Origin of the sequence: Mycobacterium sp. 1274756.6, from assembly GCF_001668625.1 — a bacterium.
In the GTDB taxonomy this organism is placed as follows: domain Bacteria; phylum Actinomycetota; class Actinomycetes; order Mycobacteriales; family Mycobacteriaceae; genus Mycobacterium.
This window is the reverse complement of sequence record NZ_LZLJ01000029.1, coordinates 1-26,167: the sequence shown is the minus strand read 5'-3', so window position 1 is coordinate 26,167 and position 26,167 is coordinate 1. Positions and strand designations below refer to the sequence as shown.

General features: G+C 71.5%; 13 protein-coding genes and 1 pseudogene. 6 read left to right on the top strand and 8 right to left on the bottom strand.

What is annotated here, in order from left to right; translation table 11 throughout:
• Positions 1-62 precede the first annotated feature (62 nt).
• Positions 63-1,412: a salicylate synthase gene (locus A5643_RS04035; protein WP_066852202.1), complete on the top strand. Its 1,350-nt coding sequence runs from the start codon at positions 63-65 to the stop codon at positions 1,410-1,412.
• Here the strand turns inward: A5643_RS04035 and A5643_RS04030 are convergent.
• The 3 genes and pseudogenes from A5643_RS04030 to A5643_RS04020 form a co-directional block, all read right to left on the bottom strand.
• Entirely contained in the window at positions 1,409-2,314 is a 906-nt protein-coding gene (locus tag A5643_RS04030; RefSeq protein ID WP_066852200.1) for a MerR family transcriptional regulator, read from the bottom strand. The genes A5643_RS04035 and A5643_RS04030 overlap by 4 nt on opposite strands.
• Positions 2,314-2,526: pseudogene (locus A5643_RS04025) on the bottom strand (4-hydroxyacetophenone monooxygenase); the annotation flags it as partial. The pseudogene A5643_RS04025 and the gene A5643_RS04030, both read right to left, overlap by 1 nt.
• Before the next feature lie 65 nt (positions 2,527-2,591).
• Positions 2,592-4,211 carry a (2,3-dihydroxybenzoyl)adenylate synthase gene (locus tag A5643_RS04020; RefSeq protein ID WP_066852196.1) on the bottom strand — a complete coding sequence of 540 codons (1,620 nt, stop codon included), beginning with the start codon at positions 4,209-4,211 and terminating at the stop codon, positions 2,592-2,594.
• 171 nt (positions 4,212-4,382) lie between these two features.
• On the opposite strand from A5643_RS04020, the gene mbtG reads away from it, so the two are divergent.
• Positions 4,383-5,666, top strand: coding sequence for an NADPH-dependent L-lysine N(6)-monooxygenase MbtG (mbtG, locus tag A5643_RS04015; RefSeq protein WP_066852195.1), 1,284 nt, complete (start codon positions 4,383-4,385; stop codon positions 5,664-5,666).
• Positions 5,647-5,862: an MbtH family protein gene (locus A5643_RS04010; protein WP_066852194.1), complete on the top strand. Its 216-nt coding sequence runs from the start codon at positions 5,647-5,649 to the stop codon at positions 5,860-5,862. The genes mbtG and A5643_RS04010 overlap by 20 nt, the downstream gene beginning before the upstream one ends.
• Positions 5,863-5,874: 12 nt before the next feature.
• Here the strand turns inward: A5643_RS04010 and nbtC are convergent, their stop codons facing one another.
• The 4 genes from nbtC to A5643_RS03990 form a co-directional block, all read right to left on the bottom strand.
• Positions 5,875-8,937, bottom strand: coding sequence for a nocobactin polyketide synthase NbtC (nbtC, locus tag A5643_RS04005; protein WP_082948711.1), 3,063 nt, complete (start codon positions 8,935-8,937; stop codon positions 5,875-5,877).
• Positions 8,930-10,237 carry a beta-ketoacyl [acyl carrier protein] synthase domain-containing protein gene (locus tag A5643_RS04000; protein WP_066852193.1) on the bottom strand — a complete coding sequence of 436 codons (1,308 nt, stop codon included), beginning with the start codon at positions 10,235-10,237 and terminating at the stop codon, positions 8,930-8,932. Before A5643_RS04000 ends, nbtC begins: the two co-directional genes overlap by 8 nt.
• Complete coding sequence (locus A5643_RS03995) at positions 10,234-10,995, bottom strand: thioesterase II family protein (protein WP_066852192.1); 762 nt, start codon at positions 10,993-10,995, stop codon at positions 10,234-10,236. Before A5643_RS03995 ends, A5643_RS04000 begins: the two co-directional genes overlap by 4 nt.
• 64 nt (positions 10,996-11,059) lie before the next feature.
• The gene (locus tag A5643_RS03990) at positions 11,060-11,647 is read right to left on the bottom strand and encodes a GNAT family N-acetyltransferase (protein WP_066852191.1); all 588 of its coding nucleotides are present in this window, start codon (positions 11,645-11,647) and stop codon (positions 11,060-11,062) included.
• A 130-nt stretch (positions 11,648-11,777) separates the two neighbouring features.
• Here A5643_RS03990 and A5643_RS03985 point away from each other — a divergent pair, with 130 nt between their 5' ends.
• The 3 genes from A5643_RS03985 to A5643_RS03975 are packed head-to-tail and all read left to right on the top strand — an operon-like array spanning position 11,778 to position 24,810.
• The gene (locus A5643_RS03985) at positions 11,778-16,808 is read left to right on the top strand and encodes a non-ribosomal peptide synthetase (protein ID WP_066852190.1); all 5,031 of its coding nucleotides are present in this window, start codon (positions 11,778-11,780) and stop codon (positions 16,806-16,808) included.
• On the top strand, positions 16,805-21,325 hold the full coding sequence (locus A5643_RS03980; protein WP_066852188.1) for a non-ribosomal peptide synthetase: 4,521 nt from the start codon (positions 16,805-16,807) through the stop codon (positions 21,323-21,325). The genes A5643_RS03985 and A5643_RS03980 overlap by 4 nt, the downstream gene beginning before the upstream one ends.
• Positions 21,322-24,810, top strand: a complete 3,489-nt coding sequence (locus A5643_RS03975) for a non-ribosomal peptide synthetase (RefSeq protein ID WP_066852186.1) — start codon at positions 21,322-21,324, stop codon at positions 24,808-24,810. Before A5643_RS03980 ends, A5643_RS03975 begins: the two co-directional genes overlap by 4 nt.
• On the opposite strand, the gene A5643_RS03970 is transcribed toward A5643_RS03975, so the two are convergent.
• Positions 24,811-26,167 (bottom strand): SagB family peptide dehydrogenase (locus A5643_RS03970; protein ID WP_231995444.1); only part of this gene is annotated, 1,357 nt, incomplete at its 5' end.

Here is a 26,167-nt window from a genome sequence, read left to right as displayed (position 1 = left end):
CGGGCGCCCGGCCGCAGGCCCGGGGACCCATCCGAGGATAGGTTAGGCTACATTTACTAGCTGTGACCGAGGTTGGTGTTCAGATCCCGGCCGCCGGGTCGGCGGCCATCCCGCTTCCCGACGGAGTCGACCCGGCCGACCTGGCCGCCGAGCTCGCCGCGGCGCTGCCCGAACGCGACGACGAGGACTACCAACTCTACGAGCGCGACGGCACCTGGACGCTGGCGATCGGTGTGCACGCCGCGGTCGAGTTGGACAGCGACGAGCTGCGCGTCGTCCGCGGCGGCACCACGACCCGGCAACGCTGGGCCGGCCGCCCCGGGGCGGCCCTCGGCGAGGCCGTCGACCGGCTCCTGCTGGAGGCCGGGCCGGCGTTCGGCTGGGTGGCGTTCGAGTTCACCGCGCACCGCTTCGGGCTGGCCGACCGGCTCGCGCCGGGCACGCCGCTGGCGCGGGTGTTCTGGCCGCGCACCCGGATCGTCGTTACCGCCGCCACCGTCGAGGTCGTCGACGGCGACCCGCGCTGCGAGGCGGTGTTGCGGCAGGTCCTCGCGGCGGGCCCGGTCGCGGTGCCCGCGCCGGCGCCGGTGGACACCAGCGCCGACACCAGCGGCTACCACGACCGGGTGCGGACGGCGATCGACGAGATCGTCGCGGGCCGCTACGAGAAGGTCATCGTCTCCCGCAGCGTCGACGTGCCGTTTCGGCTGGACTTTCCGGCCACCTACCGGCTGGCCCGGCGCAACAACACCCCGGCGCGGTCGTTCCTGCTGCGGCTGGGCGGTACCAGGGCGGTCGGCTACAGCCCCGAACTGGTCGCCGCGGTGCGGCCGGGCGGGGTGGTGCTCACCGAGCCGCTGGCCGGCACCCGCGCGCTGGGGCGGGGCGCGGCCAACGACCGTCGCGCCCGCGCGGAGCTGGAATCCAACGCCAAGGAGATCGTCGAACACGCCATCTCGGTGCGGACCTCGATCGCCGAGATGAATGAGGTCGCCCGGCCGGGGTCCGCGGTGGTCACCGACTTCATGACCGTGCGGGAACGCGGCAGTGTGCAGCACCTCGGCTCCACGGTGCGCGCCGAGTTGGACCCGGCGCGCACCCGGATGGATGCGCTGGAGGCCTTCTTCCCGGCCGTCACGGCTTCGGGCATCCCCAAAGGCGATGCGGTGGAGGCGATCATGCGGTTGGACGATTCGTCGCGCGGGCTCTACTCCGGGGCGGTGGTGATGTTCGACGGCGAGGGCGGCCTGGACGCGGCGCTGACCCTGCGCGCGGCCTATGAGCGGGACGGGCGGACCTGGCTGCGGGCCGGCGCGGGCATCATCGCCGATTCGCGCCCGGACCGCGAGTTCGAGGAGACCCGGGAGAAGCTGGCCACCGTCGCGCCGTACCTGGTGCCGCTGACGACCTAGTTCGCCTCGGCGGCAGGGGAATTGGCCAAGTAGTCGGAGAGCATGTTGCCGACCATCGTCTCGATCGTCGCTTCGATCGACGAGGCGAGGGTGGCGGTGACCGATGCCACCGCCTGCGTGCGGAACCGCACCAGCATGGTGATCAGGGCGGCGATCTCGGTGTCGGCCGGCAGCGGCTCGCCGGGCTTGATGCGCTCGACGACGTGCTCGGCGCCGGCGCGCACCAGCATGTCGCTGATCGCGTCGATGTGCGGCAGGGTCTGCGCGTACAGATCGATCAACGTCTCGAGCGGTATACCGTAGCCGCCGATCTCACCGAACGCCTCGATCAGCTTCGGACGGGCGACGGTCGCGGTGTCCCCGTCGACGCGCAGCACGCCCAGCTCCGCCAACCGGTCGACGCCGGCCCGGTCGCCGATGAGCCCGACGACGTGGTCGACCGGCATCGTCTCGGGACGCTCGGTGGTCCACGATCCGGCGATGGCGGTTTCCAGCCCCAGCACGTCGGCGAGGTCCTTGCCGTTCTCCCAGGCGTTGAGCATCTCCGTGACGTGGGCGATGTTGTAGCCGCGGTCGAGCATCGAGGTGATCAGGCGCAGCCGGGTCAGATGGGTGTCGTTGTAGAGCGCCACCCGCCCGACCCGGCGCGGCGGGGGCAGCAGCCCACGGTCGCGATAGACGCGAATATTGCGGGTGGTGGTGCCCGACAGCTGGGCCAGCTCATCGATCCGGTACTCCCCGGACCCGACCGAGACGGGTTGGCGCACCGCGGCGTCGAAGAGCTGGGCCACCGCGGTCTCGATCACGTCGCGGGAGTGCCGGCGCACCCGCTGCGGTGCCCGGCGGAGGTTAGCCAGGACACCGGCCACGGTGCCTGCCTCGGGTCGTCGCTCGGTAGCCATCAGGCGGTCGCGACGACGGTGTCCTGCCGCGGCACCGCGTGGTAGTCGGCCAACCGGAAACTGCGCATCTATCGAAGATACTGGGTGGCGAAGCCGGAGTACATCGCCGCGTTGTAGCCGTCTGCGGTCAGATACCAGCTGCGGCAGCCCGACATCCAGGTGGTCTTGGTCAGCCGGCGCTGCAGCCGCGCGTTGTGGCGGTCCTGGATCTGCCCCGACTGCGTTGCGGAGACCGCCAGGAGAACACCCAAACAGTCAACGGCAAATGGTGACAACATTAGTCAATGGCAGGATTTGGGGCGTCGGGGGCGGTCAGCTGCCGCACCAGCGTCTTCTTGTCCACCTTGCCCACCGCGGTCATCGGCAGGTGCGGCAGCGCGACCAGGGCGTCGAGCCGCACGTGGGTGGCGCTGCCGCGATCGACGAGATAACCGTTGAGCTCGGCCAGGTTCGGCGGCGCGCCGGCCGCGATCACCGCGGCACAGATCTTCTCCCCGAGGTGCGGGTCGGGCAACCCCACCACGGCGGCCGCCTGGATCGCCGGGTGGGCCAGCAGCTGCTCCTCCACGGCGAGGGCGGGCACGCTCTCACCGCCGCGCAGGATGACGTCTTTGACCCGGCCGGTGACCTCCAGGTTGCCGTCGGATCGGCGCCGCACCCGATCGCCGGTGCGGAAGAACCCGTCTGCGGTGAACGACAGCGCGTTGGCGGCGTCATCGGCGAAATAGCCGTTGAGCGTGTAGGGGCCGCGGACCAGCAGTTCGCCGTCTTGGTCGGGACCCACCTCGGTGCCCGCCTCGTCGACGACGCGCACCTCGTCGTCCGCGCACAGCGGCCGGCCCTGGGTGTGCTCCACGACCTCCGCCGGGTCGTCGGGGCGGGTGAAGTTCAGCAGCCCCTCGGCCATGCCGAAGACCTGCTGCAGGCCGGGGGTGAGCGCGGCCCGGATCCGTCGGGCGTCCTCGGCGCCGAGCTTGGCGCCGCCCACCTGCAGCAGCCGCAGCGAAGCGGGCGGGACCGGCTCCCAGGCGCAGGCCTGGGCCCACAGGTTCGCCAGGGCGGGCACCAGCGCGGTGACGGTGACCCGGTGGCGCGCGATGACGTCGAACGCGGCCTCCGGGCTGGGGTCGGCGGCGAACACGGTGGTCGCGCCCACCGCGGTCGCGCCGAGCAGGCCGGGGCAGGCCAGCGGGAAGTTGTGCGCGGCCGGCAACGCCACCAGGTAGACGTCCTCGGCGGTCAGGCCGCACAGGGCGGCGCTGGCGGTGGCGTTGTAGACGTAGTCGTCGTGGGTGCGCGGGATCAGTTTCGGCAAGCCGGTGGTGCCGCCGGAGGCCAGCAGCAGGGCGGGCTCCTCGGTCCGGCCGGACAGAGCCGGCAGGGCACCGGCCGGCAGGTCGGCCAGTGACCGGAACCGGCCCGCGGCGCCGTCGACCACCACGTGGCGCAGGCGGGGGTGGCCATCCTGCAGCTTTGCGGCCGTGGGGCGCGGATCGTAGCCGCCGATGTCCTCGGCGATGAGCGCGCCGACGGCGCCGCTGCGTTCGGCGAAGTGGGACAGTTCGGCGTCGCGGTGGCCCGGCAGGCAGAGCACCGGAACGGCGCCCGCGCGCAGCAGCGCGAACAGCCCGACGGCGAAACCCGCGGAGTTGGGCAGTTGCACCAGGATTCGATCGCCCGGGGCGATGCCGAGTGCGTTGAGCCCGCCGGCGACCCGGTCCACCAGGCGGTCCAGCTCGCCGTAGGTGTGCGTGCCGCCGGCGCCGGTGACCGCGACCCGCTCGGGCCAGGTCGCCGCGGCCCGGCGCAGCAGCGAGTCGACCCGCTGACCGACCCAATATCCCGCGGCCCGGTAGCGGGCGGCCCGGTGCGCGGCGAACGGCACGAACCCGGGCATCGCCGCTGGTGTGGCGGGGGATCCGGGACTGGACGTGGACACGGCGGAACTCCTCGAGGGCGTGGTGTGCGGGCGGCGGGGCATCGTGTAGCGTACAGAAAATTAGGGCAGCCTGCGCTAACTACGGAGGGTGATGGTGAGCGAGACTCTCGACGGCCGGGCCGCCACCCGATGAGCGGCACCCTCGCCGTGGTGGGCGCCGGCGTCAAAGCGGTGGCGGTGGCGGCCAAGGCCGCGATCCTGCGGCAGATGGGCATCGACACCGTGGATGTGGTCGCCATCGAGCGCACCGGGGTGGCCGCCAACTGGCGCCCTGAGGGCGGCTGGACCGACGGCCGCCAGCGCCTGGGCACCAGCCCGGAGAAGGACATCGGCTTCCCCTACCGGTCGGCGTTGGTGCCCGGCCGCAACGCCGAGCTCGACGCCCGGCTGATGCAGTGGAGTTGGCAGTCCTATCTGATCGCCACCGACCAGTTCGTCGGCTGGGTCGACCGGGGCCGGCCCGCACCCAGCCACCACGCGTGGGCGAAGTACCTGCGCTGGGTGGCCACCACGGCCGGGCTCAACGTGGTGCGCGGCGAACTCGTGGCGGCCGACATCGACGGGCCGCGCTGGCAGTTGCGCACCCGCACTTCCCGATTGAGCGCCGACGCCCTGCTGGTCACCGGACCGGGGCAGTCCCGGCATTCGATGCTCACCGGCAACCCCCGGGTGCTGTCGATCGCCGAGTTCTGGCAGCGCGCCGCCGCGCCGGAGCGGATCAGCGTCGACAGCGTCGCGGTGATCGGCGGCGGGGAGACCGCCGCGTCGATCCTCAACGAGCTGTTCCACCACCGGGTCTCGTCGGTCACCGCGATCTCGCCGCAGCCCACCCTGTACACCCGCGGGGAGGGGTTCTTCGAGAACTCGCTGTTCTCCGATCCGGACCGGTGGCACAGCCTGTCCCGGACCGAACGCCGGGACTGCATCGCGCGCACCGACCGCGGGGTGTTCTCCGCGCGGGTGCAGGAGTCGCTGCTCGCCGACGAGCGCATCCACCATCTGCGTGGGCGGGTGATCAACCTGGTCGACCACGACGAACGGATCTGGGTCACGCTGCACTGCGGCGACGCCGGCCACGACAACAGCCTGCACGGCTTCGACCTGGTGATCGACGGCTCGGGTGCCGACCCGCTGTGGTTCCTGTCGCTATTCACCCCCGCCGCTCGCGACCGGATGCAGGCCCAGCTGGGCGCGCCGCTCACCGGCGCCGCCCTGGAGGACGCCGTCGGCCACGACCTGGCGCTGACCGGGGTCGCCCCGAAGCTCTTCCTGCCCAACCTCGCCGGACTCAACCAGGGCCCGGGTTTCCCCAACCTGAGCTGTCTGGGCCTGCTTTCCGATCGCATCCTCGGTGCGGAGATCCCCGCGCCGCAGCCATCCGTGGAGAGAGACGATGAGTACCAATCCGTTTGATGACGACACCGCCGACTTCCACGTCCTGGTCAATGACGAGGACCAGCACTGCCTGTGGCCGGAATTCGCCGCCGTGCCCGACGGCTGGCGCTCGGTGCTGGGTCCGGTGGCACGCGCCGAGGCGCTGGCCTACGTCGAGGAACACTGGACCGACCTGCGCCCGGCGAGCCTGCGGGCGGCGATGGCGGGCGACTGACCGTCTGCGCGACTAGCCGCTCAGCTGGGCGAGCACGTCGGTGATCGACGCCCCGCCCAGCAGGTCGGCGACCGCCAGGTCATGGTCGAACTCGGCGTGGACCCGACGGCGGAACTCCAAGGCCTGCAACGAGTCCAGGCCCAACGCCACCAGCGGGGTGTCGACGTCGATGCCGTCGGCCGAGTCGACGCCGATGGTGCCGGCGAACAGGGTGGTCAGGTGGTGCTTGAGGTCGGGTTGCGGGGAAACCGGCTCCCCGTTGTCCGCGCCCTGCGGTGCCGGCGCCGGGGCGCTGTGGCCCAGCTCGTGCAGCAGCGACTCTCTGCCACAGGTCGCCAGCGTGCTGCGAGCGCGCTGCAGATCGAAGGCCGCCACCACGGTGTTTCCCACCCCGAACGTGAGCCCGGCGCGGAGTGCGTCAGCTGAGCTCATCGGCGCCAGCCCGGTGCTCGACACCTTGTGCTGTGCGGTGCGGTCCATGGTCAGCGTGCTCCACAGTCCCCACTGCACGGCGATGCAGTCCAACCCGGCGGCGCGCCATTGCCCGGCCAGCGCATCGAGCATGCGGTTGGCGGCGGCATAGAGGATCATGCCGCGCCCGCCAACCGATGCGGCGATCGACGAACAGAGCAGAACCTGGCACCCATCGGTTCGCGGGAAGGAGTCGAGCACCCGCGCGATGCCGAGCACCTTGGGTTGCAACGCGGTTTCGACGTCGGTGGCGGTGAGCGCATCGAGCTCGGCGCCGGAATAGTGCACGGCCGCATGCACGATCAGCGCTGCTGGGCTGTCGCGGTATTGGTCGGAGAGTTCGGCCACCGCCCGCGGATCGGTGACATCGCAGGCGTGGACGGTGATCTGGGCGTCGCCGCCGGCGCGCAGCGCGTCGAGCCGAGCGGCCAGTTCGGTCGTCTCGCCGGATCGGTTGACCAGGGTGATGCGGCGGGCGCCGGCACGGGCATAGTGATCGCAGAACTCCAACCCCACATTGCCGGTGCCGCCGATGATCACCACGTGCTCGGGCGGCGGTGCCACCGATGTTGGTGGATCGGCGACTTCGGCCACCCGTTTGGCGTAGACGACCTCGCCCCGCAGCGCCAGTTCGGACTCCTCGGCAGTGTGCAGCGCGGCCATGATTGCCGAGGTCGCGGGGGAGGTGTCCGAGGCGAGGTCCAGGTGGCGGAAGCGCACCCCGGGGTGCTCCGCGCCGATGCTGCGGAAGCCCGCGCTGATCGCGGCGTGCGTCACGTCGGCGACGGAGCCGGCTTCCACCGATTCACCGCCCACCGTCACCAGCCAGCAGTCCTGGATTCCGTCGCCGAGGCCGGGCCACCACACGCGGTCGCCGAAGAATCGGGTGACGGCGGCGCAGGCGGCGGCCGGCTCGGTGTGGGTGCCGGGCGGAGCAAAGATGACCAGCGTGTCGATGGCTGCGGCGTCGGACCCGTCCTCGGAGAGGCGGCAGACGCGGGCGCCCAGGGCGCCGGCCGCGTCCCCCAGCGCGTCGACCAACCCCCGATTGGCGTCCCCGTCATCGACGATGCCGATGCTTCGCGGGGCCAGCAGCCGACGCCGGGTCAGCGGCACCCAGTGCTCGGCCAGCAGCCGTACCGTCGGTGCCTCCGGCGGGGTCACATTCGTCGCGGGCTCCGCCGGTGCCGGGGTCGTCGTGGGTGCGGATTTGGTCCGGCGTGCCGGCAGCACCTCGTCGTACGGAAGCCAGAGTTTGGTCGACGTCATGACGGTGTTGGGGAACCCGGGCAGGAGCGGATAGGCGACATCGTCGTCGCTGCGCAGCCGCTCCCACCGATAGTTCGGATCGGTCACGGCGACCCGGGCCAGCTGTGCGGTGAAGACCCCCAGATCCTCGGCGTCGAGCTCCGACGTGCCCAGCACGAGCGGGTCGCGCTCCGCGGCTGCGGCGGCGAGGTTGTCCTGAAGTGCCCACTGCAGGGTGGGATGGGCAGCCAACTCGATGAACGTGTCGACGCCGTGCTGCACCGCCGACGCGACCGCCTTGTCGAAGCGCACCACATTCCGCAGATTCCAGAACCAGTAGTGGTCGACCGGAAGGTCGGTCGTCACCGGTGCGCCCAACGTCGCCCCGAAGCACGGGATGTCGCCATCGGCGAAGGACAGCCGCCGCAGGCACCGGCCCAGTTCGGCCAGAACCGAATCGCGCAAACCGCCCATCATGCTGGTGTGGGCCGGGTAACGGACGCCGATCATGCGCGCGAACGTCCCCCGCTCCACGCAGGTGTCGACCACGGCCCGGACCGTCGCGCGATCCCCGGAGATCCCGGTGGCGGTGGGGGAGTTGATCACCGCGAGTTCGGCCCACCCCGTGGTGCGGGCGAGCAGCTCTTCGCAGTGGTCGCGGCCGGCACCGAGGATGGCCATCGCATAGGCACCGGCCGACTCGGTGAGCCGGGAGCGCACGGCGACGACGCGGACCGCGTCGGACAGGTCGACCAGCCCGGCCGTGTAGGCCGCGGCGATCTCGCCTTGACTGTGACCGATCACCGCATCCGGGCTGACGCCGAACGATCGCCACAGCGCCGCCAACCCGCACATCTGGGTGAACAGTGCCGGCTGCGCGATGGTTGCGGTGTCATCGTCGGGGTGGTCGGGGTCGAGCAGGTAGTCCAGCGGCGACACACCGGTTTCGTCGCGGAAGGCATCGGCGCAACGGTCCGCTTCGGCGCGGAACTCCGGGGCCAGCTCGTAGAACAACCTGCCCATGCCGGGCCGCTGGCCGCCCTGGCCGGGAAAGACGAAACCGGTGGTGCGCGGTGCCGCCGGCGTAGCGCCGGTGATCACCGACGGATGAGTGTGCCCCCCGGCGAGGGCGTGCAGTGCGGAGACCAGTTCCGCCCGCTCGGTGGCCATCACCAGTGCCCGGTGTCTGCGCGGGCTGCGCGTCCGGAACAGCATCGCGGCCACCGCGGCCGGGGTCACCTCCGGGTGGGCGCGCAGGTAGCTCAGGACGCTACCCGCCTCAGCCGGCAGCAGATCCGGATCGTCTGAGGAGAGCAGAACCGCGCTAGCGCCGTTGGGAAGTCGGTAATCACCCATGATTGATGTCCTCGTGAACCGGCATGGCGATCACGGCGTGGGCGTTGGCGCCGCCCGCACCGAACGACGACGCTGCGCCGTAGCGGACGCCGCGGGTCGGTTGCCACTCGTGAACCTTGTCCGCGAGCCGCAACGCGGTGAGTTCCCAGTCCAGCAACGTGGTGGGCTTGTCGGCGAACAGTGTCGGCGGAATCTGGCCATGCGCTCCGGCCAGCAGCAGTTTGATCAGCCCGAGGATCCCCGACGCGGCTTGCGGGTGACCCATGTTCGACTTGAGCGAACCGATCCGAGCCGAGGACCCGGCCGCACCATAGGTTTTGAACAACGCCAGTAGTTCCACCGGGTCGCCGGCGCGAGTGCCGGTGCCGTGGCCCTCGATCATGCCGATTTCGCCCGGGTCGATCCCGGCGGCGTCCAGGGTTTTGCGGATGACCTGCTCCTGGGCTCGGACCCGGGGCACCAGGATCGGTTTGCCCTTGCCGTTGTGGTTGGTACGGATGGCCAAGATCCGCCCATAGATCGGGTGACCGAGTTGTCGGGCGCGCGATTCGCGTTCGACAATGACCACGCCGGCGCCTTCGCCCCAGACCGTGCCGCTCGCGTCGTCGGAGTAGGCGCGGCAGCGTCCGTCGTCGGAGAGCGCGTTGAGCCGGGCGAATTCGTAGAACGCGCCCGGTGACCCCATCACACACACTCCGCCGGCCAGTGCCCACTCGCATTCGTCGGTAGCCACCGCGTTGGCCGCCAGCTGCACGGCCGTCAATCCGGAGGCGCAAGCGGTGTCGAGGCTGATCGAGGGTCCGGTGAGACCGAGGCTGTGGGAGATCCGCGCCGCCGCTCCGAGCTGGCCCAAACTGGCGATACGGTGGCCGCTGAAGGCGTCGGCTACCGCGGCACGCGGACCGTACTCCATCGGCGACATGCCGATGAAGCAGCCGACGAACTCCCCGGCGAGGCTCTCGGGGTTGATGCCGCTGTTCTCCAGCGCTTTCCAGGCCACCCGCATCGCGACCCGCTGTTGCGGGTGCATCACCAACGCCTCGCGGTGGGTGATGCCGAACAGCGCCGGGTCGAATTCGGCAGCGTCGGTGAGGAATCCGCCGGAGTCACTGACCGGCCCCCAGCCGTCGATCTCCGACACCGACAGCAGATCCTCGACCGGCCAGCCCCGGTCACGCGGGAACGGTGAGAGCAGTTCCCGCGAATCGATCAGTGCCGACCACAGCGCCTCGGGTGTGTCGATACCACCGGGTGCCTCGACCGCCATTCCGGCGATGACGACGGGATCGGGTTGGCTCATCGGTTGATGTGCTGCGGCAGCGTGGCCGAGGTCAGCAGGTCGGTGATGGCGTCGAGATGCTCGTCGACGAAGAAATGGCCGCCGTCGAACATGGTCACCTCCACATCGTCGGTGTGCTGTGCCCAGCCGTACAGGTCGGCCAGGCTCACCACGGGGTCCTTCTCGCCGCCCAGCGCCCGCACCGGTGCGCCGATGGTGACGTCGGCGTCGCAGCGGTAGGCGTCGCATGCGGCGAAGTCCGCTCGCAGCACCGGAAGCGCGAACTTCATCAGCTCGGGGTTGGCGAACACCGCCGAGTCGGTGCCCTCCAGGGCGCCCAGATGAGCCAGCAACCCCTCGTCGTCACTGGGGTGCGGCGGCTTGGTCTCGGCCAGATGCGGGGCGACGGACGCGGAGACGTTCAGGTGGCTGATCTCGACGCCCCGCGCCTGAGCCAACCGGGCGAACTCGAACGAGACCCAGCCGCCCATGCTGTGGCCGAAGGTCGTCACCGGCGTTCCGCGATGGTGAGCGGAGTCGGCGAATGCACCGAAAGCGCCGGCAGCGATCGCCGGCAACGAGTCCAGAAGCGGTTCGCCGGCCCGGTCCTGGCGGCCGGGGTATTGGAACACCGCCACATCGAACGCCCGGCTCAACGCCTTGGAGAACGCCCGGTACGCCGAGGCCCCCGCTCCGGCGTGCGGAAAGACGAGCAGCTGCGGCGCTCCCGCAGTCTCCGGCTTGTGGAACTGTCTGATCCAGCCCAACGTGCGTGTCATGCCCCATGACCTTTCGCTTGGCTATCGCGCGGCTGCGCCGACCCGCCGCAGAACTTAGCGAAGGCTAACATAAATTCGAGTCGGTCTTACCGGGGCTGTCGTCGCGATCGCGCACCATCAGGGCGGCCTGCTTCGTGGGCAGATCCAGCGTCGCAGCGCGGTGAAAACCGGCCACTTCCAACATCCTGATCACCCGCCGGTTCCGGGCATCGGGCTCGGTGACCACCCGGGTCGCCCGGGGCTCGGCGTCGAGTTGCCAGCCGGCGACGATCCGCATCAACGCCCCGGCCAGTCCGTGGCCGCGGTAGGCGGCGGGGCCGACGAGCATGTGAAACCCGACATCGTGGTCGCGGGCGGGATAGTGCTGGGCGAGTTGATCGAGATCGGCGCGGTAAAGCTCCCAGTAGCTCACCGCTATCCCGTCCAGTTCGCCGACGAACGGCCAGGAATGGGCGCTGGCTTGCTGATCGCGCAGATAGCCGGCGATCCGCTCGATCGACCAGGCCATCAGCCAGTACTGAGCGACCACCGGATCGTTCATCCAGGTGTGGAGGGTGGCCAGGTCGCGATCGAGGTCGACGGCGCGCAACGTGAAGACGCCGGAGCAGTGCGGATGGTCCAGGCGGCCGCGACGAGTCTGCACCACATCCATCCCATACCCTTTCCCGGTCGCTCCCGCCGCGGTGCGCCCCTGCTGGCCCGCCGCCCTCGGGTTGGTTAGCCTAACCTAGGCTGAGGCCGATTCCGCGCTGCGGTCATCCAACGGTAGGAGCAAGGCAACAATGGCAGTCGAAGCCGACACGGTGGCGGCCCGCCGGCGCGCGCTGCTGAAACAGCGCATCGCCGAAAGCGGTTTGACGCCAAAGCAATCACCCGAGCGCCGGGCCGTCCACACCGGTCACCGCTACCCCCTTTCGCCCGGCCAGCGGCGCATGTGGTTTCTGCAGACGTTGGACCCCACCGACACCACCCTGAACATCTGCATCGCCTACCGGCTGACCGGGCCCCTGGCGCCGGACCGGTTGCACGCCGCATTGAACTCCCTGGTGGCGCGGCACAGTGTGCTGCGCACCCGCTACGGAGCCGACGACGCCGGCGAACCGTTCCAACAGGTCGACGCCGAGGCGGAAGTGACCTGGCGGCGACACGACCTGACCGACCTACCGGCGACCGAACAAGCCGACCGGATCGACGCGCTGGCGCACGCCGAATTCGCCCGGCCCTTCGACCCGGCCGCCGATGTACCGATCCGGGCGACCCTGATCCGGACCGGGGACGACGACCACACCCTCGTCCTCGTGGTGCACCACATCTGCTGGGACGACGACAGCTGGCCGGTGTTTTTCGCCGAGGTCAACGCCGCCTACCGCGGCGCACCCCGCGACGAAGAAGCTGCCGACTACATCGCGGCGACGGTCCTGAGCCCGGCACTCGAACCCAGTCGAGCCGACGTCGATTACTGGCGCTCCGCCCTGCTGCCGCTCCCCGAACCGCCCGAACTGCCGGGACCGGCCGTCCACGCCCCGTCCCGCCGGGCTCGGCAACGCTCCCGGGAGGTCCCGGCCGATCTGCTGGCGCGGATCGAGAGCTACGCGCGCGAACACGCGGCGACGCCGTTCATGGTGTTCCTCACCGCCTTCGGCGCACTCATGCGTCGCTACAGCGGCGCGCACGACCTGGTGATCGCCGTACCGGTCGTCGACCGCTCCGCAACGTCGACCGGCGCGATCGGCTACTTCGGCAACACCGTGCTGCTCAGGCTGCCAGCCGGGCCCGACGCCACATTCGCCGAGCTGGTGGACTCGACCCGCGAAATCTGCGCGGCCGGCTTCGCCCACCAGGCCGTCGGCATCGAACGGGTGGTCCAGGAGATCAACCCCGACCGGGCCGCCGGCCGTGACGGGCTGGACCAGGTGACCCGCCTCGGATTCAGCATGCGCGGCGGCGCAGACGGTTTCGACTTCGCCGGTATCGACGTCCGACCGCTGCGGCTGGGCGCGCCCACAGCGCAACTGCCGTTGGCGCTGGCGGTGGCGCAGGAGGCCGGCCGGACCCGCCTGGAGTTCGAATATCAGAGCGACATGCTGTCTGATCCGCTGGTCGACCAGCTCCTCGAGCACTACGCGGTCCTGCTCGACGCCGCACTGCACGCACCGAACCGACGCGTCGCCGGCCTCGATCTGTTGAGCCCGCCCGAGTGGCAGGAGTTCCTGCACCGGTCCCGCGGCACCCAGGCGCCGACCGCGGCCACCACGATGGTGGAGCTGTTGGAAGCGACGGCGTCGACACGACCCGAGGCGCTTGCGGTCGTCTCCGACCGGGAGCAACTGACCTACGCCGAGCTGCACCGCCGAGCCAATCGGTTGGCGCGCTGGCTGATCGGCAAGGGCGCCGGTCCGGAAAACATCATCGGGCTACAGCTGAACGGATCGGTGGAGTTCGTCGTGGCGGTGCTGGCGGTGTGGAAGGCCGGCGCCGCCTATTTGCCGATCGACCCGGCCTACCCCGACGCGCGCATCGACTACCTGATCGCCGACACCGATCCGTACATGGTGATCTCCCGGGAAGGACTCGCCGCGGCCGAGGCGGCCGCAGCCGAGCTGCCCGATACGCCGCTGAGCGACGCCGAGCGGGTACGTCCGCTGCGCCCGGCCAACCTGGCCTACGTGATCTACACCTCCGGGTCGACGGGACGGCCGAAAGGCGTTGCCGTCGCGCACGAAGCGATCGCCGAACACATCGACGGTTTCCTCGCCGAATGGCAGATGACCAGCGACGACCGGATGCTGCAATCCTCCTCGGTGAGCTTCGATGCCTCGCTGGCCGATCTGTTCCTCACGTTGGCCCTCGGTGCGCGGCTGGTGGTGCCCGAACCGGGCCGGGCCACCGACGTCGACTACATCGCCGAGCTGATCGAACGCCATGGCGTCACCGTCCTGCACATGGTCCCGGCGATGCTGACCACGCTGCTGCAGTTGCCGCAAGCGGATCGCTGGCGGCAACTGCGCCAGGTGCCGGTCGGCGGGGAGGCGCTGCCCGGGACGGTCGCCGACGACTTCACCCGCCGGTTCCCGGCCGCCTTGCGCAACCACTACGGCCCCACCGAGGCGGTGGTCTGCTCGACCCACAAGCCGGTCACCTATCCGGCCGGGCACACGGTGGTGCCGATCGGAACACCCAACCGCAACGTCGACGCCTACGTGCTGGACGCCCAACTGCAACCCACCCCGCCAGACGTGGTCGGTGAGCTCTACCTCGGCGGCAATCAACTGGCCCGCGGCTACCTCGGTCGGGCCGATCTGACCGCCCAGCGTTTCATCGCCGACCCGTTTCGGCCCGGTGCGCGCCTCTACCGCACCGGAGACCTGGTGCGGCGCAACCGCAGCGGTGAATTGGAGTTCGTGGGCCGCGCCGACGAGCAGGTCAAACTGCGCGGCTACCGGATCGAACTGGGGGAGATCGAGGCGGTGCTCGCCAGCCACCCGGCGGTCGAGCGCTGCATGGTGGTCACCGACGGCACCGGGCCGAGCCCCCAGTTGGTCGCCTACCTGGTACCGGCCGGCCAACTCGACGTCGACGAACTGCGGGACCACGTCGCCACGCAGCTACCGGCGTACATGGTGCCGAGCGCGTTCGCGATCATCCCGCAGATCCCGTTGACCGTGCACGGCAAGCTCGACCGCGAAGCACTTCCCGCCCCGACCCGGTCGGCGGCCGCCGAGTACCGCGCACCCGTCACGGCGACCGAACGACGCATCTGCGCCCTGTTCGGCAACCTATTCGACGGCGGAGAGGTCGGAGCGCACGACTCCTTCTTCGAACTGGGCGGGCATTCGCTGCTGGCGGCCCGGCTGGTGGCCCAGATCCGAGCTGAATTCGGCCTGGAATTACCGGTGCGCACCGTCTTCGACACACCCACGCCCGCGGGATTGGCGGCCCGGCTCGTCGAGCAGTTCCGGGCCGAGTTCGACATCGACCTCGATGAGCTGGATACGCCGGAAGCACCGGTCGGGCAACCGGACCCGGCGCAGCGGCCGCCGCTGGCCGAAACGGTGCGCCCCGATCATCCGCCACTGTCGTATTCGCAGGCCGCGCTGTGGTTCCAGGAACAGATGCGCGGACCCGATGAGATCCTCAACGTCGCACTGGTCTTGCGCTTCAGCGGACCACTGGACACCGCCGCGCTGACCGGGGCACTCAACGACGTCGTCGCCCGGCACGAGGCGCTGCGCACCAACTTCGTGCTCCGTGACGGCGTCCCCTACCAGCAGGTGCAGCCCAGCCTGCGGATCGAACTGCCGCTCCACCGCATCTCCGCCGATGATCTGGAGTCAACAGTCACCCGACTGCGTGGCCACCGCTTCGCCCTGGACGCGGGGCCGCTGCTCGACGCCACCGTGCTGCAACTCGATACCGAAGACCACGCCGTGCTGTTGCTGGCCCATCACATCGTGGTGGACCACGCCTCGCTCGGTGTGATCGTCGATGACCTGCTCACCGCCTACCGGTCGCGGCTGCTCGGCGAGGAACCGCGCCGGCTCGACGACACCGGACCGCCACCGCAGTTCGCCGATTACGCGACCTGGCAGCACCGATCGGCGGACAGCAGTTGGGCCGAAGCGCAACTCGCGCACTGGCGCACCGTCCTGGCGGGGCTCCCCGACGAGATTCCGCTCGCCCACGACCGGGCCCGCCCGCCCGTCTTGCACCGGCACGCCGAGATCGCACCGTTCAGCGTCACCGCCGAACGACGCGCCACCCTCACCGAATTTGCCGAGCGCATCGGGGTCACCGAGTTCATGGTGTACCAGGGAGCGTTGGCGATCCTGCTGCACGCGCTCGGCGGCGGCACCGACATCGCGGTGGGCAGCCCGGTGGCGGCGCGCCTGGACCCGGCCACCACGAACCTGGTCGGGCCGTGCGCCAACGTCGTGGTGCTCCGTAACGATCTGAGCGGTGACCCGACAGTGCGCGACGCCCTGCTGCGCGGCCGCGAGGTGGTCCTGGACGCGATCGCACACCAGGAGGTGCCCACCGAGCGAGTGGTCGAGGCGCTCAACCCGCCGCGCACCGCGGCCCGGGACCACCCACTGTTTCAGGCTGCGATCCAGTTCCGGGGCGAGGACTGGGCGGCGGCGCCACGCACAGTGACCGCCGGGACCACCGTGACGGCCATGCCGATGGAGTTCGACCGGGCGCTGCTGGACCTGACCGTCGCACTGACCGCCACGCCCGAGGGCCAACTCGACGGCCGCGTCGTCGGCAACGCCGATCTCTACCGAGCCCGGACCGTCGCCGAGATCGCCCAGGCGTGGACCGCCGTACTCGACTCGATCGTGGCGGAACCGGACCGCTCGCTGGCCGACCTGCAGCTGCTCCTACCGGCAACGATGGAGCGCCTGCGGAGCCGACCGGCGACCACCGAACCGGCGGAACGTCCCCGCGCCGACGGGTCGGAGGAGACCACCCGGACGCTGATCGAACTGCTGGCGGAGCTGCTGGAGATCCCCGACGCCGACATCGATCGCGGTGACAACTTCTTCGCGCTCGGTGGCGACAGCGTCATCTCCGTGCAGTGGGCAGCACGCGCCGCAGCCCATGGCCTGCGGATGACCCCCGCGATGGTCTTCGAACACCTGACGATCGCCGAACTCGCGGCCGCCATCGACGCCGAAGAAGCAACCGGCTCCGGCGCTTCGGCCGACGCCGCACCGGCGAGCGAACCGATGAGCGCCTCGGGGCTGGCACCCGACGCGCTGGCCGCGCTCACCACGTCCTGGCAACAGCATTCGCAGGAGACCGACACCCGGTGACCACGGCCCAGATCGAGGACGTCCTGGCGCTGAGCCCGCTGCAGGACGGGCTGTTCGCCCTCTACCGGTTGGCCGAAGACGGCCTCGACCTCTACACCATGCAACTGCTCGTCGACATCGACGGCCCGGTCGACGCGGACCTGCTGCACACCAGCGCCGAGTTGATGCTGCAACGCCACCCCAACCTGCGGGCCGCGTTCTGGGACCGCGACGTGCCCCGCCCGGTCCAGATCATCCCCGCCGAGACGGTCGTCCCGTGGACCGAGACCACCGCGCCGGCAAGCGACTTCGAGGCGATCGCCGAGGCGGAGCGGCGACGTCCCTTCGATCTCAGCCGCGGCCCGGCACTGCGGATCGTGATCGCCGCGGCACCGGACACGCCACGACGACGGCTGATCTTCACCGCCCACCACATCTTGATGGACGGATGGTCCCTGGCCGTCTTCTTCACCGAGATGCTGGCGGTGTACCGCGCCGGCGGCTCCGCCGAGCAACTTCCGACGCCACGGCCGTACCGCGACTACATCAGTTGGCTGGCGCGCCAGGACACCGCCGCCGCCCTGGTCAGCTGGACCCGCTACCTCGGCGGGACAGCCGCGCCGTTGATGCTGGCGGAGAGCGCCCCCGTCGGCGGGATTCCGCAGAAGTCGCCGCTGCGGCTTTCCGCCACCGAGACCGGACGGCTCCGCGACTGGGCCAGCGGCCACGGCCTGAGCCTGAACACCGCGGTCCTGTTCGGCTGGATGGTGCTGCTGAGTCGGCTGACCGGCCGACGCGACCTGGTGTTCGGCACGATCGTCTCCGGCCGGCCGGAGAGCCTCGCCGGTGTCGAGAGCATGGTCGGGCTGTTCATCAACAGCGTCCCGGTCGCCTACGAACTCGACCCGACCGCCCCGGTGGTCGAGCAAGCCGCCCGGGTCCAACGTGACGCCTCCGCCATGCGCGATCTGGGGTATCTGAGCCTGGCCGAGATCCAACGCGCACACGGCCGGGGCGCCCTGTTCGACAGCCTCTTCGTCTTCGAGAACGCCCCGATCGGCGACGCGGTCAAAACCGTCACCACACCCGACGGCGCCACCTTCACCCCGATCGAGATGGAGAGCCTCACCCACTACCCGCTGACCGTCGTCGCCCATCTCAGCGGTGACGAACTGATCGTGGTCATCGAAGTCATCCCCGACGCGGTGCCGCACCTGCCCGGCGACGAGACCGGCGAGCGACTGCTCGCCGTGCTGCGCCAACTGCCCGACATCGGCGATGCCGGTCCCGACGCGCTCGACGTCCTCACCGCCGCCGAACACGCCGAGCACGCCGACTGGCAAGCGCATCCGATCGGCACGGAAACGGTCTGGCAGGCCTTCGCGCGGCAGGCCGCCGCCACCCCCGACGCGGCGGCGGTGACCTTCGGTGCCGAGCGCTACAGCTACGCCGACCTGCACGACCGCGCCGCCCGGCTCGCCGTCGAGTTCGCCGGCCGCGGCGTCGGACCCGAAGACGTTGTCGCGCTCGCGCTTCCGCGATCCCCGCAGCTGGTCATCGCGATCCTGGCGGTGCTCGCCGCGGGCGGCGCCTACCTCCCGGTCGATGTCGCGCTGCCACCCGATCGCATCGCCGCGATGCTGCGGCAGGCCCGCCCGGCCCTGCTGGTCACCGCGCGCGGGACGGCGCCGGCCGTGCCCGGCCTGCCCACCCTCGACGTCGATGACAGTGCCGTCGCCGAGCGGATCGCGCGCCACCCCGCCGAAGCACCGGACGTCTTGCGCCACCGGGATCAGGCCGCCTACGTCATCTTCACCTCCGGCTCCACCGGCGAACCCAAAGGCGTCATCGGCACCAACGCCGCACTGCTGTCCTACTTCGCCGACCACCGGGAGCGCGTTTACCGCCCGGCGCGGCACCGCCTCGGCCGCGCGCTACGCATCGCCCACGCGTGGACCTTCGGTTTCGACGCCTCCTGGCAACCGCTGGTCGGCCTGCTGGACGGACACGCGGTCCACCTGTTCGACGACGAGGCGATGCGCGACGCCGACCGCCTGGTGGCCGGCATCGCCGACCACGCCATCGACATGATCGACACCACCCCGTCGATGTTCGGCCAGCTGCGCGCCGCCGGACTGCTCGACCACAACCTGTCGGTGCTGGCCCTGGGCGGCGAGGCCATTGACGCCGCCCTCTGGAACCAGCTGCGCGGACTCGCACCGCTGGCCGTCTACAACTGCTACGGCCCGACCGAGACCACCGTCGAGGCGGTGGTCGCGGCGGTGCACCGGTTCCCGACCCCCACGATCGGCACCGCCAACACCGGAACCGGCTGCTACGTGCTGGACCCGTGGCTGCGTCCGGTGCCCACCGGGGTGGTGGGGGAGCTGTACCTGGCCGGTGGCCAGCTCACCCGCGGCTACATCGGCCAGCCCGGCATGACGGCGGCGAGCTTCGTCGCCGACCCGTACCGGCCGGGCCGACGCATGTATCGCACCGGGGATCTGGTCCGGCGGCTGCCGCACGGCGGCTTCGGCTACCTGGGCCGCGGCGACAGCCAGGTCAAGATCCGCGGGTACCGGGTCGAGATCGGCGACGTGGAGGCCGCGCTGCGCGACCTGCCCGGCGTCCACGACGCCGCCGTGGTGGTGCTCGCCCGCGCCGCCGGGCCGGTGCTGGTGGCCTTCGCCGCCGGCGACCACGACGACGACCGCCTCGCCGACCTGCGGGCAGCGCTGCGAGACCGGCTGCCCGGCTACATGATCCCGGCCCGGATCCTGGCGCTGCCGCAGCTGCCGGTGACCACCAACGGCAAGGTCGACACCACCGCGCTGGAGACGCTGGCGCGGGACGCGTTCGCGGGGGCCGGGGGGGCCGTCGCCGGCACCGGCACCGAACGCCTGCTCGCCGAGATCGTCGCCGAGCAGTTCAACGGGGCCGTCCCGCACCTCGACGACGACCTCTTCGCCTTCGGCCTCGACAGCATCGTGGCGATCGCCCTGGTCCGCAAGGCCCAACGCCACGGGCTGGCCGTGACCCCAAGAACCCTGTTCAGCGCGACGACGATCCGCCAACTCGCCGCAGCGATCGACACCGCCGCGGCCGCGCCCACGGCGGCGGACGGCACCGACCAACCCGACCACGGCCCGGTCCCGCCGCTGCCCATCGTGTCGTGGCTCTTCGAATACGGCCACTACCGCCGGTTCACCAACACCCTGCTGCTGCGCCTGCCCCGCGACATCGACCTGCCGGCGCTGCAGCAGACCCTGCAGGCGCTGCTCGACGGGCACCCCGCCCTGCGCTCCACCCTGGTCGACACCGCCGACGGGCCCCGGCTCCTCACCCGCGACGTGGGCGCCGTCCGCGCCGGTGACCTCATCAGCCGGCTGCCGGTCGACCCGAACGCCGACCTGGCCGCCACGATCACCGCGACCGCCCGCCGCGCCAACGACCGGATCGACCCGCGGGCCGGTGCGATGGTGCGCGCCGTGTGGCTCTCCGGGCCGCAGGAGATCCTGCTGCTCACCGCCCATCACCTGGTCGTCGACGTGGTGTCTTGGCACATCATCGCCACCGACCTCGCCGAGGCGTGGCAGCTTCGGCAGTCCGGCACCACCCCGACGACCCTGCCGGAAGCCACCGACTACCGACGCTGGTCGCAGCTGATGCGGCAACGAGCCGACACCGCCGACGTCGTCGCCGAACGCGACTACTGGCTGGACCAGCTCGCCGCACCCGATCCGCCGCTGGGGCACCGGGCGCTGGACCCCGCCCGGGACCGCTGGGCCACCCTGCAACCGGCCACCACCGTCACCTCCACCGAACGCACCGAGGAGGTGCTGGCCGCGCTCGGCCGTGACGACACCCTGCACGAATTCCTGCTGGCGGCAACCGCGATGACGATCGCGAGCTGGCGCCGGCATCGCGGCGAGGACCCGCGCACCGGCGCGCTCATCGCCTTGGACAGCCACGGCCGGGCCGACACGGTTCTGGACGCCGACACCACCAACACGGTGGGCTGGTTCACCAGCGCCTACCCGGTCCGGCTGGGCGCGGGAACCGAAGCCGTCACCGCCGAACAGGGTGCCGAAGACCCGCACACCGCCGCCCGCCTGCTCGCCGGGGTCGGCGACCACCTGCGGCAGCTACCCCACGACGGCCTGGACTACGGGCTGCTGCGCTACGCCACCGGCGGAACCGGCGACCCCGACCTGGCGGCCCGACCCGAACCGCAGCTGATGTTCAGCTACCTGGGCCGGCTGGACCTGGCCGGCATCAGCGACCAGCCCTGGTCGGTGCTGACCGGACCGGAGATGGCCGCCCTGCCCGTCGACCCCGAACCGGAGCTGCCGTTGCGGTTCGCCGTCTATCTCAGCGTCGCCGTGCACGGCACCCCCGACGGCCCGCAACTGAGCGCCACCTGGCTGTGGAGCGACGCCCTGTTCACCTCCGCCGACATCGACGTGCTCACCACGTTCTGGCAGCGCAGCATCGCGGCTCTGGCAGCCGCGCTGGACCGGGAGGGGAGATCAGCATGAGCCCACTCAGCAAGGACGACATCCGCGGCGCCGTCGCCGACCAACTGGGCTGCGCGCCAACAGCGTTGGCCGATGACGACGACCTGATCCAGGCCGGACTGAACTCGATCGCCATCATGGCGATGGCCGGCGGCTGGCGCAAACACGGCGTCACCATCACCTTCGCCGAACTGGCCGCCACCCCGACCATCGCCGCCTGGGCGGCGCTGTTGCGCAGTGCGGCACCGGCCCAGCAGACCGCGCCGGCCGCCGAACCCGCCGAACCCGCCGACGAGGACACCCCGTTCTCGCTGGCCGGCATGCAGCACGCCTACTGGATCGGCCGCTCCGCCGAACAACACCTCGGCGGGGTGGCCGCCCACCTCTACGTCGAATTCGACGGCGCCGACCTCGACCCGCACCGCCTCGACCGCGCCGTGGCCGACCTGGTCGCCGCCCACCCCATGCTGCGCACCCGATTCCTGCCCGACGGCACCCAACAGACCCTGCCCGCACCCACCCGCCCCGTCTTCCACACCGTCGACCTGCGCGACGGGCCGGCCGACACCGTCGAGGCCGCACTCACCGAGATCCGCGACCGCAAAACCCACCAGCGGCTGGCCGTCGAGGACGGCGAAGTCCTCGACGTCACGCTGACCCGCTTCGGCGCAAACCGGGCCCGGCTGCACATCGACGTCGACATGCTGGCCGCCGACGCCCTGAGCTACCGGGTCCTGGTGGCCGAACTGGCCGACCGCTACCGCGGTGCGGCGCCGGCCGCCCCCGGCTACACCTACCGGCGCTACCTGGCCGAACGGCGCACCGACCCGCGCACCCGGGAGCGCGACCGGAACTGGTGGCAGCGTCGGCTGGCCGAGCTGCCCGGCGCCCCGGACCTGCCGGTCGTGGCGGTCGGCGACCCGAACGCCGCCCACCGCACCGTTCGCCACGACCACTGGCTGCCACCGGTGGCGAAACAGCGGCTCACCGCCGCCGCCCACGCCCGCGGCATCACCCCGGCCATGGCGGTGGCCGCGGTCTTCGCCGACACCATCGGCGGCTGGTCGGCCCAACCCCGCTTCCTGCTCAACATCCCGCTGTTCCAACGCGAACCGCTGCACCCCGACGTCGACCGGGTGATCGGCGACTTCACCGCCTCGGTGCTGCTCGACGTCGACGTCACCGAGCCGGTAGCGGTGACCGACCGGGCCCGGGAACTGCAACACCGCATGTACGACAGCGCCGCCCACGGCGGCTACCCGGGGCTGGATGTGCTGCGCGACCTGGGCCGCCACCACGGCGCGCCGGTGCTGGCACCGATCGTGTTCACCAGCGCACTCGATCTGGGCGAACTGTTCGCCGACACCGTGCTCGACACGTTCGGCGAGCCGGTCTGGATCGTCTCCCAGGGCCCGCAGGTGCTGCTCGACGCCCAGATCACCGAAGTGCGCGGCGGGCTGCTGCTGAACTGGGATGTGCGCGCGGCGATGTTCCCGCCCGGACTGATCGAGGCGATGTTCGCCCGGTTCACCGCCGCGGTACAGCGCCTCGCCGACGGCGACGCCGGCTGGGCCGCCGAGGCCGCCGTGCGCCTGCCCGCCGAACAGGCCCGCACCCGCGCCGCGGTCAACGCCACCACCGGCCCGGCCGGCGGCCGCTGCCTGCACACCGGTTTCTTCGACCACGCCGCAACCCACCCCGACGCCCCCGCCGTGCGCTGGGGGCTGGGCGCCGACACCGGCGGATGGAGCTACCGGGAACTGGCTGTTCAAGCGCTGGCGGTGGCCGCAGCGTTGCACACCCGCGGCGTACGCCCCGGCGACACGGTCGCGGTGCACCTGCCCAAGGGCCCCGACCAGGTGCTCGCCGCGCTCGCGGTGCTCACCGCCGGCGCCGGCTATGTCCCGGTCGGCGTGGACCAACCGGCCACCCGGCGCGACAAGATCCTCGCCAGCGCCGACGCCGTCGCCGTGCTCACCGCAGGCACCGACCCGCGCGCCGGGATGGGCAGCGGCCTGCCGGTACTCGACATCGCGCAGGCCCGCACACACCCGCCGCTGCCCGCCCCGGCGCCGTCGCACCCCGACGAGATCGCCTACGTGATCTACACCTCCGGCTCCACCGGCGAACCCAAGGGCGTCGAGTGCCGCCACAACGGGGCGATGAACACCATCGACGCGCTCAACGACTGGTTCGGCATCGGCGCGACCGACCGCACCCTGGCCCTGTCGGCGTTGGAGTTCGACCTGTCGATCTATGACATCTTCGGCATGTTCGCCGCCGGCGGCGCCGTGGTGGTGCTCGACTCCGAGCAGCAGGCCGCCCCCACCAGTTGGGTGGAACTGCTGCGCGCCCACCGGGTCTCGGTGCTCAACTGCGTGCCCAGCCTGCTCGACATGCTGCTCGAACTCGGCGGCGACCGGCTCGGAGACTCGCTGCGGGCGGTGCTCCTGGGCGGGGACTGGGTGGGCGCCGACCTGGCCCGCCGGCTGGCCCGCCAGGTGCCCGGCTGCCGGTTCGCCGGCCTCGGCGGGGCGACCGAAGCCGCCATCCACAACACCATCTGCGAGGTGGCCGACGAACCACCGCCGCACTGGACGACGGTGCCGTTCGGAACGCCGTTGCGCAACACCTGCTGCCGGGTGGTCTCACCGGCCGGCCGGGACTGCCCCGACTGGGTGCCCGGCGAACTATGGGTGGGCGGGGTCAACGTGGCGGCCGGCTACCGCAACGACCCGCAGCGCACCGCGCAGCGCTTCGTCGAGCACGACGGGCTGCGCTGGTACCGCACCGGCGACCTGGCCCGCTACTGGCCGGACGGCACCCTGGAGTTCCTCGGCCGCGCCGACAACCAGGTGCAGCTGCGCGGCTACCGGGTCGAACTCGGCGAGGTCGAGACCGCCCTGCGCGCCGCACCCGGCGTGCGCGCCGCGGTCGCCGCGGTCGTCGGCTCCGCCGCGCCCCGACTGGTGGCCGCGGTGACCGTCGAGCCCGCCGGCCACGACGGCCCCGCCGACACCGCCGCGATCACCGCGACCGTCGCCGACCTGGTGCCGTCCTACATGGTGCCCGACCGCATCGTGCCGCTGGATCGGATGCCGTTGACCCCCAACGGGAAACTCGACCGCCGCGCGGTGAGCGCGCTGCTGGCCGCCGACTTTGACCAGACCCCCGAGACGGCGCCGGCCGACGACATCGAGGCCGCGCTGGCCGGCCTGGTCGCCGAGGTGCTCGACGTGCCGTCGGTCGGGGTCAGCCAGGACTTCTTCGCCCTGGGCGGCGACTCGGTGCTGGCGACCACCGTCATCGCCCGGGTGCGCGACTGGCTGCAGACCGAGCACGCGGTGGTCGCCGACCTGTTCGCCGGGCGCACCGTCGCCGGGCTGGCCGATCGGCTGCGCCGGCGCGAAGCCGACCGCGGCACGCCGGAGCGGCTGGCCGCGGTCGCCCGGATCTACCTGGAGGTGGCCGCGCTCACCGACGAGGAGGTCCTGGCCGGCGGCTGATCACCGGGCGGCCCCGACGACGATGCTGCCCACCGCCGACTCCACCAACTCCGCCGCCCCGGTCGCCGCGGCGAAGCTCGCCGTGTCCGCATACCCCTGCGCGCACACCCCCAGCCCCATGGCCGCACCGACCAGATAGACCGTCTGCATGAGCGCCCCGACGTCCTTGAGGATCAGCGCGTACCCGATCTGCTCATAGGTCCACATCAGCCGCCCGGCCCGCGCGGCCACGACCAGCAGCACCTGCGGCTGCGCGCCGCCGGCCAGCGTCGCCGCGGCCGGTTTGAGCAACTGCTGCACGGCTTTCGACTCGCCGTCGGCCACCGGGCGCAGCACATGGTCGAACGAGTCGTAGTGGTACATGCCCGCGGCCAGGCCGGCGACCCGGCGCACCACCGGATACAGCTCGAGCTCATAGACGCCGCCGGCGGACGGGTACGGCCGCGACACCAGCTCCTCACCGGGCCCGACGGACTGAGTGCCGCGGGTCCGGGCGCTGCGGTACAGCAGCTCGGCGAGCTGGTCGACGGTGATCGGCGCGGCCTCGTCGAAATCCCGGGTGGACACCCGATCCTCGAGCACCGCGGTCAGCGGCGGGTCAGCGGCTCGCGCCGTCGCCAGGTCGGGGGTGGGCAGGTGCACCGGAGTCCCCGGATAGGCCGGGCGACGCGCGGGCGGCTGCGCGAACCGGTCCTTGGCCCATTTGGTCGGACCGAACCGCTCCCAGGTCAGGGTGCGCGACCCGAGGGTGCTGCGCCGGTGAAACCACAGATCCGGGGTGCTCCACCCGGCCGACGCCAGCTCGGTGTCCGCGCCGTCGTCGGGCACCAGAAAGCCGCCCCGGTGCAGGTCGGCGAGGAACCGGGCGGCCAGCGCCGGCGGGACCCCGGCGTCGCCTCCGCCGTCGAGCAGCATCAGCAGCCGGCGATCGGCGATGCGGATGTCACACCAGCCCAGTGGATGCTCCAACACGAACCCGTGCCGGTCGCGGTGCAGCACCGCGAACCGCGACAGCACCGGCTCCGCGCTCACCGGAGCCGGTGGCGTCGGCTGGTCGAACGGCTCGACGCGGTAGCGCCGGCCGTCGTCGTCGCAGACCTCGACCGCCAGCCAGCCGTCGGCGACGAGCCGGTCGAGCAACGCGCCCACCGCGGCGGGGTCGGCCGCAGACGACAGCTGCGGCCGGGTCGCCGCCCCGAGGTTCAACGTTTTCAGCACGGCGAGCTGGCCGGCGGGCAACCCGGTCAACTTCTCGCTGCGCGGCGGGTTGAGCAGCACCGCCCCCGCCGGCGTCGTCACGCAGGTGACCCCCGGCGCGAATGCGTAGCGGCTCTGCGCCGGATAGTCCGGGGTGGGC